This is a genomic window from Leadbetterella sp. DM7 (assembly GCF_040829825.2).
In the GTDB taxonomy this organism is placed as follows: Bacteria; Bacteroidota; Bacteroidia; order Cytophagales; family Spirosomataceae; genus Leadbetterella.
On the sequence record NZ_JBFOLH020000003.1, the window covers coordinates 153,709 to 166,672 of the forward strand.

The window sequence follows — 12,964 nt, forward strand, 5'->3', positions numbered from 1 at the left end:
TTAACTCTTCCACAAATAGGGAAATAACAAATAACTTAACGCTATAACAATCAAATCAATTCCAAATATAGTCATAATTTCATCATAACTGGCCGATAATTCGAGGCCGTCCATTGCATTTTTGGAAAGTTTGATGAGCATGTTGATCAGGGGCAGCAAAACAGGCAGGCTCAAAACGGCAAGCACGCCTGAAGAATTGTCTGTTTTTGAGGCAATACCGGCCAGCAGGGTCAGTGAAGAGCTGAAACCCAGTGAGCCCAGCACCAACGCAATGAAGTATAGGGTATAGTCGGCTACATGGTTTCCCAGCAGGGCCAGGTAAAGGCCAAAGCCCGAGAGCGACAGCACCAGCAGCAGCAGGAAGTTAAAAAGGATCTTGGCCAGGATGATGGCACCCGGGCCCGCCAGCTGGTAATAATACAGGTGCCGGCCCGCGGTCTCTTTCCGGAAGCTGTTGCCGGCAGAATTCACAGCCGAAAATAAGAGGATAATCCAGAAAAGGGTGTTCCAGGTCAGGCCCTCCAGGTTGTTCGTCCGGAGCATAAAGCTGATATAGCAGAGAAAAATGGTGGAAACCATGAAAAGTACCATGGTATTGATGGTATTCTGCTGCCGCAGCTCCAGCTTTATATCTTTCCAGATCAGGCTCTTAATTTCTTTCATTGCGAATCATCTGTTTTATGAATTCTACAGGGGTGTCTTTCCGCAGTAGAAAATCGTTAAAGCTCTGCTCTACCCAATAATCCGGCTGTACAAAAAAATCGGGGTGCTTTAGCCCCTCCGTGCTGTGCACCAGCTTCATCAGGGGCAGGTTCACCTGTACGTGCGAACGGGCCAGCTTTGTCGTATAAAACCGGCCGGCAAAAGAGCCCCAGTTGGCTCCGCCGGGCGGCGTACCCACAAAGATAACCCGGTCATGGTTTTTTAACAAGGATATGGTAAAGGTGGTGGCTGAATACGAGCCCCCGTCCATCAGCACAAAAAGCCGCCCCGAATACCCGTATTGCTTCACCGGCCTGAGCTTCTTCTTTTCGTTGATGTAGCTCCTGTAGTAGCCGTTTTCCGTTTTCCCGTTCAGGTACATTCGCCCGGCCAGCGCCGTAACTCCCAGGTAGGGCTTAAAGATCTTCCTGAAGCCCGCCCGGCTGATATAAACGCTGTCGTATATCCGGAAAGGCTCGTTCACCAGGTAGGAGATCATCCGGTGAACATTCACCACCGCACCGCCGCCGTTGCTCCGGAGATCCAGGATCAGGTTCTGTACACTGTCTTCACTGATTTGCTTAAAACTTCGCTTTAACTGTTTTCTGAATTTATTTTCGGTAAATTCAAGAAAACTTTTCTTTCCTTTGAAACTGGTAATATCCAGCTTGACCGTACGGCTCAGCGAATCTACCCGCTCCAGCTCAAAGTTCTTGCGCAGCACATTTTTATACCTTTTGGTGAGGTTGCTCATGGCTTCTTTGGGGAGCAGAAACCGCATGGTTTCGGTACGGATGAGGGTGTCGCCGGGAAGTGCATAACGAAGCTGTACGGAGTCGCGTTTGCCGTACCAGCGCATGTAAAGGCCCGGGAAATTCCGGTCTGCATAGTAGTTTTTGCCATAGGGATTCCCGAAATCAGCCCCGTAGAGAGTACGGAACCGGTAAAAGTCAGTAAGGGGCGGCACACCGTCAATAGATACAATGCGCGTTCCCCGCACCAGGGTGCTGTCGTCTGATTGATTATAATGGATATAAAAATCATCACCAAATTTCCGTAGAATGAGCGGAAATCCGCCCGATTCTTTATTAAAATAGTGTTTGGGAAGCCGGGTAGAGAGATGAAGATCCTGCATTTCGCTGGTCAGCAGCGAGAGCCGCCGGTACGCCTCCGGAACAGACAGGGAATCAACGGTGTATAACGAATCTATCCTCCGGGAAAACTGCTCCGGTGTTTCGTAATAATACAGGCCGGGATAGTACTTCTTCAGTAGCCCGCGCAGCTGCTCCAGGTCATCATTGAATTCACCGGGTGAAAGCTTTTCCTGTGCACCTGCTGAAAAAAATAAAAGGAATAGCAGGAGAAACGAAGCTCCAGCTCTGAGAAAAATTTGCATCCCGAATCGAAAAATCGCTTAAAATTACGCATCTTTTCTATTATCTTTGCACCCGTTTTAAAAGTTCTTTGAATATATGCTGAATCGTAGACTGGCGAGAGTAAGGGCAATGCAGGGTTTGTATGCGCTTGAGATATCGAAGGGAGCCAATTATTTATTAGCCCAGGAACTGATCTCCGAGGCTTTTGCTCCTGACCTGAACTCCATGGAGAAGCAGGACCGTACCAAGCTTGCCGGCATGGCCAAACTGGCGCAATCGGTATTTGAAGACGAGATCAAAGGCAATAGCCCGGTCACCGACGATACCAACCCGCGGGAGATCAAAACAGCCGTAGCCAAAGCACGCGAATACTACCGCCTGAAGAACAAAAAAGACTTTGACTACCACGCGGCCCAGACCCTGATCGATGCCGAAAAAACCTACGATATCTACCTGTATATCCTGAACCTCCTGGTGCTGCTGGGCAGCAAATCAGATTCTGTGCTGGAAAAAAACAAGGCCATTGCCGCCCTGGCCTCGGCCAAAGAGCTGGAGTTTTATTCCCTGAAGCGCTCGGTTAGCCTCGAAAACGAATCTTCTCTCGTCAATAAGCTGTACAATGAAGCGGTGAAAGGCAACGCCCATGTAGCCGAATACCTTTCCATTGTCAACAAAACCCGTGAAGACGAGCTGGCCATTGTTAAGTATATTGTCAAAAACATCATCCTGAAGCACGAGGTAAGTGTAGATTTCTTTGAGAAGCTGCATATTTTCTGGTCGGAAGACAAGGAGATCCTCCGCACTATGGTTTTCCATACCTTTGATGATTTTGCAGATGACCAGGTGGTGATGATCGAAAAGCTCGACGAGCAGTGGGAAGAAACCAAAGATTTTCTCCGCACCCTGTTCCGGGAAACCGCTTCACGCGATGAGGAGCTGCTGGAACGGATCCTGCCGCACCTGAAAAACTGGGATCTGGAACGCATCATTGAAACCGACCTCATTCTCCTGAAAATGGCCATTGCCGAACTCACGCTTTTCCCGAGCATACCGGTAAAGGTCACCATCAATGAAATCATAGAGATTGCTAAAAATTATAGCTCGGAAAAGAGCAAAATCTTTATTAACGGTATTCTTGACGCCGTTTGCAAGGATTTACAAACCAAAGGACTCATCCGCAAAACGGGTCGCGGAATGCTGGATAACCGGTAGAAGCCGGTGTGAATTGAAATTTTTCTTGGTGATCTTTCGTTTTGATCTTATATTTATAAAACCAAAAACAACATAATTATGAACACTCAGGCAAAATCTTTAATCGCATTTCTGGCGGGAGTAGCAGCCGGTTCGGCCATTGGTATTTTATTTGCTCCTGAAAAAGGGGAAGTTACCCGCGAGAAACTATCTTCCAGCCTCGGAGATTACAGAGATCAGCTGAAAAACTTTATAAATGACCTCCGGGAAAGGGGAGAAGAAGTGGCGCTGGAATACGTTGGCGGAGACAACAATGCAAAAGCAGAAGGAAAGAAAGTGGTAAACGAGGCGCGTCAGAAAGCAGAAAAGCTGCTGGAAGACGTAGAAGATCTGATGGGACAGATCAAATCAAAGGCGTAATTAACTTATAAATTTTTATGATATTCTTACAAGCAGCAGGTGGTGGAAACATGAGTTTCCTGATCATGATGGTAGGTATGTTTGCCGTTATGTATTTCTTTATGATCCGCCCTCAGCAGAAAAAACAAAAAGATCAACAAAAAATGGTAGAAGAGCTGAAGCCCGGCGACGACGTGGTAACGGCCGGTGGACTTCACGGTAAGGTGTTATCGAAAGATGAAACTACCGTAACCATCTCGGCAGGTGGCGGCGCCAAGCTCACTTTTGAAAAATTTGCCATTTCAAAAAAAGCCTAAATGTCTGTAACTGCCCGCAAAACCCAGGCCCAGAGCATAGGAGAGGCTTTCGAGTCTTTCCTGAATGCATACAAGCTCAGGTCGCGTTATAACGAGACCTACCTGGTGACCTATTGGGAAAAGCTGATGGGTGTGTCTATTGCACAGCGGACAGAGAAGATTTATATCAGCAAAGGCGTTCTTTTCCTGAGAATTACCTCTGCACCTTTAAGACAGGAACTGGTTCTGGCCAAGTCCGGAATCATTTCCCTCTTAAATAAAGAAATGGGCGCTGAGATTGTGAAAGATGTGGTTTTTGTCTGATGATCACACCTCCCTTTCTTCGTCCCGGCGACTTCGTCGCTATCACGGCTCCCGCCAGCCGGGTAGCCCTCCAGGATGTATTGTCCGGCGTGAAGATTCTTGAGCAATGGGGCTTTAAGACAGAAACCGGGGCTACGGCCGGTCGCTCTTTCCACAATTTTTCCGATACATTTGAGAACCGCCTGCAGGAGCTCCAGGGTTTTTTGGATGATCCTGAAGTACGTTGTATCCTGGCGGCACGGGGCGGATACGGCGTTTCCGACCTGATCGATCACCTTGATTTTACCGCTTTTAAAAAACACCCCAAATGGATCATCGGGTTTTCTGACCTCACCGCCCTGCTCCTGCATCTGAATGCATCGGGGTATGAGACCATTCACGGCCCTATGGCCAAAACATTAACCTGCGATCCGGTTTCTTCGGCAAAGCTTCGCGATATGCTTTCCGGTAAAGTGCCATCCGATACCTGGCCGGCGTGCCCCTCCAACCGGGAAGGCCACGCAACAGGTCCTGCCATAGGAGGCAACCTGGTTTTACTGACCCATTCCATAGGTTCGGTTTCCGATATTTCCTACGACGGGAAGATCCTTTTCCTGGAAGATATCGGCGAAAAGCTGTATAACATTGACCGCATGATGGTGCAGCTCAAACGGGCCGGCAAGTTAAAGCACCTGGCCGGGCTGGTAGCCGGCTCATTTACCGCCATCAGCGAGCCTTCTTTCGGCTTTTCTGTGGAAGAGATCATTCTGCAGCACACGGCTGGCTATGATTATCCCGTGGCATTTGGTTTTCAATTTGGACACGAAAGTGTAAATTTGCCCGTAATTATGGGAAGAACGTACGACCTGGACGTTACCCCGGCCGGAGTTACCCTTAAAACACTGGAAAATGTTGTCATTTGATTTCAAAAAATACCATGTCCGGGCCATGAATGCTGCTACGGAAGCAGAAAAGGCAGAAATCAACCGGGAGCTAAAAGATATGTATGAGGCGCTCGACGACGAGTCGAAGAAAATATTTAACGAAGAGCTGCAGGCATTCCTGATCAGGGAATACGCAGCCATTAATTCAATGTATACCGGAATAAACAATTAATCTATGAGTGCTACTTTACAAGACATTATCAGTCACGCCAAAGAATACGGGTTTGTATTTCCTTCGTCTGAGATTTACGACGGGCTCCAGGCGGTGTACGATTACGGCCAGAACGGAGTGGAGCTGAAAAATAATATCAAGCAGGTATGGTGGAAAGCCATGACCCAGCTGAACGACAATATTGTGGGGGTAGATGCCGCTATTTTCATGCATCCGCTTACCTGGAAGGCCTCGGGGCACGTTGACGGCTTCAATGACCCCATGATCGACAACAAAGACTCCAAAAAACGTTACCGCGCTGACCAGCTCCTGGAAGGGAAAGCCGAAGAATACGCAGTGGCCGGTGACGAGGCCCGGGCGCAGGCGCTTCTCCGGAAAATGGGCGCGCTGCTGGGTGCCGAGAAGCTCGATGAGGTGAGAGAGCTGATCATTGAAGAGGGCATTGTATGCCCCATTTCCAAAACGTCTAACTGGACAGAAGTACGGCAGTTCAACCTGATGTTCTCTACCCAGGTGGGTTCTGTGGCTGAAGACGCCAGCCAGATCTACCTCAGGCCCGAAACGGCCCAGGGGATCTTTGTGAACTTCCTGAACGTGCAGAAAAGCGGCCGTATGAAAGTGCCGTTCGGTATTGCGCAGATCGGTAAGGCTTTCCGGAACGAGATCGTGGCCCGCCAGTTCACTTTCCGGATGCGGGAGTTTGAGCAAATGGAAATGCAGTTCTTTGTACGTCCCGGCTCAGAAATGGAATGGTACGAAAAATGGAAAAATACCCGTCTCCGTTTCCATAGGGCCCTCGGCCTGCCTGCTGAAAAGCTGAAATACCACGATCACGAGAAGCTGGCGCACTACGCCAATGCCGCCGTAGATATTGAATACGAATTTCCGTTCGGGTTCAGGGAAATCGAAGGAATTCACTCCCGTACGGATTTCGACCTGAGAAATCACCAGGAACTGTCGAAAAAGAAGCTGCAATACTTTGATCCCGACCTGGGCGAAGACGGCAAAGCCATCGGCAACTACATTCCATTCGTAGTAGAAACCTCGGTAGGGGCTGACCGCCTCTTCCTGGCCGCTTTCTGCAATGCCTTTACCGTGGAAACAGGCGAAAAAGAACGTACTTACCTGAAGCTTCACCCGGCCCTGGCACCGGTAAAAGCGGCTATCCTGCCCCTGGTGAAAAAAGACGGACTGGCTGAAAAAGCACAGCAGATCGCTGATTCGCTCCGTTTATCTTTCCGTACCGTTTACGACGACGGCGGCGCTATCGGTAAACGCTATACCCGGCAGGATCTCATCGGAACACCGTTTTGCGTAGCCGTAGATTACGAAACCATGGAAAACGATACCGTCACTATCCGTCACCGCGACAGCATGGAGCAGGAGCGGGTAAAAATTGCTGATCTTAAAGAGAAAATCGGCTTTGCAGTAGATCCGCAAAGAATACTGGAGGCGATTTGAGCGTATAGATAATACAATGAAGCCGGGGTAATTCCCCGGCTTTTTTGCATTTGGTTCTCGACTACGCTCGAACTGACAGGAACGACCACCACTTGTCAGTTCGAGCGTAGACGAGAACCGAGTGCAGTCGAAAACCAGACATAGTCGAGAACCGAGCACAGTAATGATGCAAGAACACCTGGTGCCTTGCACTCAGTTTTCTAATAACCACAAATCACTTTTATTCACATACGCCACGCCGCGGTTCCAGTATGCCTTTTGCCAGATATCATCACTGCCGAAAATATTGATCTTATTGCCCGGCTCAATTTCGCCTATAACCGTAGCGGCCGAGCTCGGGAAATTCCGCAGGTAGGTTTTCTCTTTTACAATGGCTGATTTATAGCTGGAGGGCAGGTTGATCAGCAAAGCCAGCAACACCATGTAGGTGATCACCAGGGCCCAGTTGTTCCTGTAAATGGGTTTTCCCTGCTTTCGCTTATTAAAGAGCACCCACAGCAGGAAAATTCCGAAAATAATCACCGCATACAGGATAAAAATGTAATACTGCTGGTAAATGGCGAAGACAAAATTGATGTTGTTCCGTTCATAACCCGTAAACTTATTCATCAGCGCCATTTTGTTCATCTTGTCAAAAACTTCGTCGGTGGGCTTAAGGTTATAATAGCTGTTCAGGTAAAAAAGCGCCTTGGGAAAATTCCCCTCGTTCTCGAAGATATAAGCCAGCTTCAGGCTGACGTGCTCGTTGTTTACCTTCGGATCTGCGAATATAGCCTCGTACATTTTGGCTGCTTCGGTGTAATTCCTGGCCAGGAAGAGAGAATCGGCTTTTTTGGCAATATCGTTTTGTGCTTTAGTATCAAAAGGTTGGCTCAGGAAGAGAAAAAAAAGTAAAAATATTTTAATAAAGGGCTTTTGAACTGTAGCAATAAATGCATAGTTTTGCATCCTCATTTGAGAGAGACACTTTCTGAAATGAGTTTTGATTCCGTAGCTCAGCTGGTAGAGCAATACACTTTTAATGTATGGGTCCTGGGTTCGAATCCCAGCGGGATCACTAAAAACAACAACAGAATCGGTTTCGATTCCGTAGCTCAGCTGGTAGAGCAATACACTTTTAATGTATGGGTCCTGGGTTCGAATCCCAGCGGGATCACTAAGCGATGAAAAACTCATCGCTTTTTTTATATCCGTTGTTTTAATTTTCTCATTCATCTTTGCAAAGATAAAGCACCTTGCATGAAGAAAAAATACGAAATTGAAAACATCCAGATCCTCGACTTCGCTGCAGAAGGAAAATGCATTGCAAAGAACGACGGCGAGGTGATCTTTGTAGATGGTAGTAAGGTAGTTCCGGGCGATGAGGTAAGGCTGCTGGTTTCCAAATCCAAAAAACGTTTTTCTGAAGGAAGGGTTCTCTCCGTTAATCAATTCAGCAAAGACAGGATTGAGCCCTTCTGTGCGCATTTCGGCGACTGTGGCGGCTGCAAATGGCAGCATGTGCCCTATGAGACCCAGCTGGCCCAGAAAGAGCGCCAGGTGTACGATCAGCTGTCGCGGATAGGGAAAGTGCCGTTAAAGAATACATCGCCCATCCTGGGCTCTGCCAGGACCCGTTTTTACAGGAATAAGCTCGAATATACCTTTTCCAACTCCCGCTGGTTTACGGAGAAAGAGGTGGATTCAGATGAAAACCTCGACCGGAATGCCCTGGGCTTTCACGTGCCCCGGCGTTTTGATAAAGTATTGCCCATTCACCATTGTTACCTGCAGGGCGATCCCTCCAACGAAGTACGGAATTTCTTCCGGGAGGCGGCAATCGCATCCGGGAAGCCTTTTTATGACCATATCGTACACAAAGGGTTCTTCCGTACCCTTATGATCCGTACCACCTCAACAGGTGAGCTCATGGTGCTGGTGCAGTTTGCCGAAAATGACCGCGAGGCCATTCACGCCGTGCTGGATCAGTTTGTGGCAAAATTCCCGCAGGTGACGTCTTTAAGCTATGTCATTAATACCAAAGGAAACGACACTTTCTTTGACCTGGAACCCGTGTATTACCACGGACTGCCCTACATCACCGAAGAAATGGAGGGGCTGAAATTCAGGATCGGGGTAAAATCGTTCTACCAGACCAATTCCGAACAGGCCTATGAACTGTACAAGCTGGTGCGGAAATTTGCCGGGATCGGCAAAAACGACCTGGTTTACGACCTGTATACCGGTACCGGAACCATTGCCAACTTCCTGGCGCGCCAGGCCCGGCAGGTAGTAGGGGTGGAGTACATAGAACCGGCCGTACAAGACGCCAGGATCAACTCGGAGATCAACGGTATTCACAACACCCGTTTCTTTGCAGGAGACATGGCCAAAATCCTGAACGAAGAGTTTATTGCCGCCAACGGCCGGCCCGATGTGGTCATTACCGATCCGCCCCGTGCGGGCATGGATAAGCCCGTCTGTGAAATGCTGCTCAACATGGCCCCCCGGCGCATTGTATACGTCAGCTGTAACCCGGCCACCCAGGCCCGTGACCTGGAAATATTAAGCGAAAAATACGAAGTGGAAGCCGTAGCACCGGTAGATATGTTTCCCCACACTTTTCATGTGGAGAACATTGTGAGCCTGGTACTAAAGTGAAATTAATTCTTCTCCTTCTTCAGGTTTTCGATATCAATTTTCTGGTGCTTTAACGCGTGTGCCTCCAGATCGTTGTATTCGTGCCGCTGTCGGCTGATGTCGGCTGCCGCATAAATGGCATGAAGCATGGAGCCCGGATCGGCCACGTTCTTTCCCGCAATATCGAAGCCGGTACCGTGATCGGGAGAGGTGCGTACACCGGGAATCCCGGCCGTAAAATTAACGCCGGTGTCAAAAGCCAGCATCTTGAAAGGGGTCAGGCCCTGGTCGTGGTACATGGCCAGGATAGCATCAAATTTCCTGAAGTTGTCGGAGGCAAAGAAGCCGTCGGTAGGGAAGGGCCCGAAAACCAGGTGGCCCTTGTTCTTATATTGCTCAATCACCGGGGTAATCACCTGTTTTTCTTCATCGCCCAGCAGGCCGTTTTCACCGGCATGCGGATTAAGGCCCAGCACGGCTATCCTGGGCTTGGCAATGCCGAAGTCTGTTTTAAGCGACTGGAGCATGAGGTTCAGCTTGGAAGCAATGGCCTCGCGGCTCAGCACTTTCTTTACCTTATCCAGCGGGATATGCCCCGTTACTACCCCTATCCGCAGGCCATCGCTAATCATGAACATCAGCACATCTTTCTTTTCAAAAGCCTGGGCCAGGTATTCGGTATGTCCCGGAAATTTGAACGTGTCGCTCTGGATGTTCTCCTTGCTGATCGGTGCGGTCACCAACGCATCGATTTTACCGCTTTTCAGGTCCTGGGTGGCTCTTTCCAGGCTGTCATAGGCCAGCTGGCCGGCTTTCGGGTCCAGACTGCCGGGTGTCAGATCAAAATATTCGCCTTTCAGGCAATTGACCAGGTTAAAGTTCTTTTGTTGCGCCTGCGATGCATCCTGGATGTGCGTGTACTGCCAGTTCTGCATGCCTACCAGGTTTTTGTATTTGCTCAGGTGCTTCCCGGAACCGTAGAGCACAGGAATACAAATTTTATTCACACGGTGAGTGTTTAAGGCCTTCAGCAGTACTTCGGGGCCAATTCCATTGATATCACCTGTTGTAATTCCTATCCGGGGTATAAATTCCATTCACATCTTTATTTTGGGGCAAATTTAGGGATTTTCCCCTTACCACGTGTAAAATTTGCTATGTATCAGATTTTACACGTAGCAGAAAATAACCGCTGCATTTCCTTTGAGCACATCTCCGCCCGCTTATTGCGGCCGTTGTGCCTTCTCCATAGCGGCAGCCGGCTGAGCTCCCATGGTAAATTCCAGCTCACCGCCTTTCATGATATCCGCATAAGAAATAGAGAGCTTTTCGTAATTTTTACCGTTCAGGCGTACGGTCTGAATATATTTATTCTCCCGGCTGTTGTTTTTGACAAGGATCCGGAAGCTTTTATCTTTCCCGATTTTCAGGGTAGCCTTGTTAACCAGGGGAGACCCAAACACAAACTCCCCGCTCAGCGGGCTAGCCGGGTAAAAACCCATGGCCGATAGCACGTACCAGGCGCTCATCTGGCCCACATCCTCGTTACCGCTCAGTCCGTCAGGACGGGTAGTGTAGAATTTATCGGCCACTTCCCTCAATTTTTCTGCCGTTTTACCGGGCTTGCCGGCAAAGGTGTACAGGTAAATCACATGGTGGCTGGGTTCATTGCCGTGCGCATACTGGCCTATTAACCCGCTGATATCGTTAGAAGCCGTGGCGTCCAGCTCGCTGGGCAGGGCAAAGAATTCATCCAGCCTTTTTACAAAGGCCTCGTCGCCTCCCAGCAGGCTGATCAGCTCATAAGGCTGGTGAGGCACCATCCACAGGTATTGCCAGGCATTGCCTTCCACGTAGTCGTTGGTGCGGTGGTCAGCACTGAAGGGATTAAAATTCTTACGGAAAGACCCGTCTGCGAAACGCCCGTTAAAGAATTTCTTTTCAGGGTCAAAATAGAGCTTGTAAAGGCCGGCCCGCTCTCCGTAATACTGGGCCGCCTCATTTTTGCCCAGTGCTTCGGCCATGGCTGAAAACGCCCCGTCAGCCACGGCATATTCCATGCCCCAGGCCACCGTTTCGTGAATGTAATCTGCCGGTATCCACTTCAGGTCTTTTACCCATTTCTGACCCACCGGCAGTTCGGCTTCGGTAGGGTGGTTGGAGACTTTATAGAGCGCATCAAATGCCTGCAGAGCCGTTTCCTTCCTGAGCAGGCCTTTCCGGAAGGCATCTGAAATAACGGTCATGGCCGGGTTTCCCATCATACAAAAGGTTTCGCTCCCGTAAAGCGGCCACAGAGCCATGGCATCCTGCTGTTTAGTAATATTTACGAGCGACTGCGCAAAATCTTCCGAGCGCTCAGGGTCGGTGAGGGTCAGCAGGGGGTGTAACGCCCTGTAGGTATCCCACAAAGAAAAGGTAGTATAATTCTGAAACCCGGCTTTCCTGTACACCTGCTTATCCGAGCCGAGATAATCGCCGTTGACGTCATTGAAGAGCGAGGGCGCAAAACGGGTGTGGTACAAAGCAGTATAAAAAACGGTTTTCACTGAATCGGCAGCTTCAATCGCTATACGTGACAAATGGGTGTTCCACTTTTCCCGTGCTTCTTCCCGCAGCCGGTCGAAGTCGTTATGCGGCACCTCCGTATTCATGTTCAGCAGGGCGTTTTCAGTGCTTACGGGTGAAAGAGCCACCTTTATCACCAGCTCTTTCTTCCCATCTGTCAGGGCGGGGAACAACAGGGCTTTGGTAGCCCGGCCTTCTGCCCGGTTTCCCTGAACGGCCACCGTATCTTCAAACAGCTGCAGGCTTTTTACGGGTACAGAGGTTTTCAGGGCAAAAAATACCCGTTGATCTTTTGACCAGCCCTTAGAAAAGCGTTCACCGGTGAAGAGGGTATCGTTGACCTGCTCAAAGCGGGTGGCTACGGCTGCGTCCCAACCCATACCAAATTTCAGATCTACCAGCACATGCGCATTTTCTGTCTGCTCAAAGCGGTACCGGTGCATGCCTACACGTTCAGAGGCCGTAAGCTCGGCTGTTATACCGTATTTATCCAGGTGCACCCGGTAATACCCGGCTTCTGTTTTTTCATTTTCTTTTTTGAACAGGGAGCCGTAACCCGTTTCAGGCTTTTCAAACGCCATGGGCTGAAGTTGCGGCTGGCCTGTGGCCGGTAGTACCAGGATATCGTTCAGGTCGCCAATCCCCGTTCCGCTCAGGTGGGTGTGGGTAAAGCCCAGGATCTCCTCACTGATATAATTATAACCGGAGCACCAGTCCCAGCCGTTAAACTCGTCCCAGCTTCTCATGATCTGGGATGGCCCCAGCTGCACTGCCCCAAACGGCACATTGGCCCCTACAAATACATGGCCATGTCCTTTCGAACCGATATACGGGTCTACATAGACCGACAAGTCTTTTTGTGAGGCCTCCCGGGTACATCCCGTTAATACAACAAGCCCGATTACCAACAGCGCAGCTCTCATATTCTTAATA

At 49.4% G+C, this 12,964-nt stretch carries 13 protein-coding genes and 2 tRNA genes; 10 read left to right on the forward strand and 5 right to left on the reverse strand.

Annotated elements, in window-relative coordinates; genetic code table 11:
- Nucleotides 1-663 (reverse strand): heme exporter protein CcmB, encoded by a 663-nt coding sequence (locus tag AB2U10_RS04385; protein WP_367913221.1) that lies wholly within the window; start codon nt 661-663, stop codon nt 1-3.
- A complete protein-coding gene (locus AB2U10_RS04390) occupies nt 650-2,098 on the reverse strand; it encodes a S41 family peptidase (protein WP_367913220.1) in 1,449 nt (482 codons plus the stop codon). The genes AB2U10_RS04385 and AB2U10_RS04390 overlap by 14 nt, the downstream gene beginning before the upstream one ends.
- A 76-nt stretch (nt 2,099-2,174) precedes the next feature.
- On the opposite strand from AB2U10_RS04390, the gene nusB reads away from it, so the two are divergent.
- From nusB to AB2U10_RS04425, 7 genes are all read left to right on the forward strand, one after another.
- Entirely contained in the window at nt 2,175-3,290 is a 1,116-nt protein-coding gene (gene nusB / locus AB2U10_RS04395; RefSeq protein WP_367913219.1) for a transcription antitermination factor NusB, read from the forward strand.
- Nucleotides 3,291-3,368: 78 nt separating this feature from the next.
- Nucleotides 3,369-3,689, forward strand: coding sequence for a YtxH domain-containing protein (locus AB2U10_RS04400; RefSeq protein ID WP_367913218.1), 321 nt, complete (start codon nt 3,369-3,371; stop codon nt 3,687-3,689).
- Nucleotides 3,690-3,706: 17 nt separating this feature from the next.
- Nucleotides 3,707-3,985 (forward strand): preprotein translocase subunit YajC, encoded by a 279-nt coding sequence (gene yajC / locus AB2U10_RS04405; protein ID WP_367913217.1) that lies wholly within the window; start codon nt 3,707-3,709, stop codon nt 3,983-3,985.
- The gene (locus AB2U10_RS04410; RefSeq protein WP_367913216.1) at nt 3,986-4,288 is read left to right on the forward strand and encodes a DciA family protein; all 303 of its coding nucleotides are present in this window, start codon (nt 3,986-3,988) and stop codon (nt 4,286-4,288) included. It abuts the gene before it with no gap.
- On the forward strand, nt 4,288-5,190 hold the full coding sequence (locus AB2U10_RS04415) for a S66 peptidase family protein (RefSeq protein ID WP_367913215.1): 903 nt from the start codon (nt 4,288-4,290) through the stop codon (nt 5,188-5,190). Before AB2U10_RS04410 ends, AB2U10_RS04415 begins: the two co-directional genes overlap by 1 nt.
- Nucleotides 5,177-5,383: a hypothetical protein gene (locus AB2U10_RS04420; RefSeq protein WP_367913214.1), complete on the forward strand. Its 207-nt coding sequence runs from the start codon at nt 5,177-5,179 to the stop codon at nt 5,381-5,383. The genes AB2U10_RS04415 and AB2U10_RS04420 overlap by 14 nt, the downstream gene beginning before the upstream one ends.
- Nucleotides 5,384-5,386: 3 nt before the next feature.
- On the forward strand, nt 5,387-6,844 hold the full coding sequence (locus tag AB2U10_RS04425; protein ID WP_367913213.1) for a glycine--tRNA ligase: 1,458 nt from the start codon (nt 5,387-5,389) through the stop codon (nt 6,842-6,844).
- Nucleotides 6,845-7,036: 192 nt separating this feature from the next.
- On the opposite strand, the gene AB2U10_RS04430 is transcribed toward AB2U10_RS04425, so the two are convergent.
- Nucleotides 7,037-7,792: a hypothetical protein gene (locus AB2U10_RS04430; protein ID WP_367913212.1), complete on the reverse strand. Its 756-nt coding sequence runs from the start codon at nt 7,790-7,792 to the stop codon at nt 7,037-7,039.
- A gap of 36 nt (nt 7,793-7,828) precedes the next feature.
- On the opposite strand from AB2U10_RS04430, the gene AB2U10_RS04435 reads away from it, so the two are divergent.
- The 3 genes from AB2U10_RS04435 to rlmD all read left to right on the forward strand — a co-directional run bounded on the left by AB2U10_RS04435 (nt 7,829) and on the right by rlmD (nt 9,484).
- Nucleotides 7,829-7,901 (forward strand) — tRNA-Lys (locus AB2U10_RS04435).
- Nucleotides 7,902-7,927: 26 nt separating this feature from the next.
- A tRNA-Lys gene (locus tag AB2U10_RS04440) sits at nt 7,928-8,000 on the forward strand.
- Between the two features lie 83 nt (nt 8,001-8,083).
- Nucleotides 8,084-9,484: a 23S rRNA (uracil(1939)-C(5))-methyltransferase RlmD gene (gene rlmD / locus AB2U10_RS04445; protein WP_367913211.1), complete on the forward strand. Its 1,401-nt coding sequence runs from the start codon at nt 8,084-8,086 to the stop codon at nt 9,482-9,484.
- Nucleotides 9,485-9,486: 2 nt separating this feature from the next.
- Here the strand turns inward: rlmD and pdxA are convergent, their stop codons facing one another.
- Both pdxA and AB2U10_RS04455 read right to left on the reverse strand, forming a co-directional pair.
- On the reverse strand, nt 9,487-10,560 hold the full coding sequence (pdxA, locus tag AB2U10_RS04450) for a 4-hydroxythreonine-4-phosphate dehydrogenase PdxA (RefSeq protein ID WP_367913210.1): 1,074 nt from the start codon (nt 10,558-10,560) through the stop codon (nt 9,487-9,489).
- Nucleotides 10,561-10,686: 126 nt separating this feature from the next.
- A complete protein-coding gene (locus AB2U10_RS04455) occupies nt 10,687-12,954 on the reverse strand; it encodes a GH92 family glycosyl hydrolase (protein ID WP_367913209.1) in 2,268 nt (755 codons plus the stop codon).
- Between the last annotated feature and the right edge of the window lie 10 nt (nt 12,955-12,964).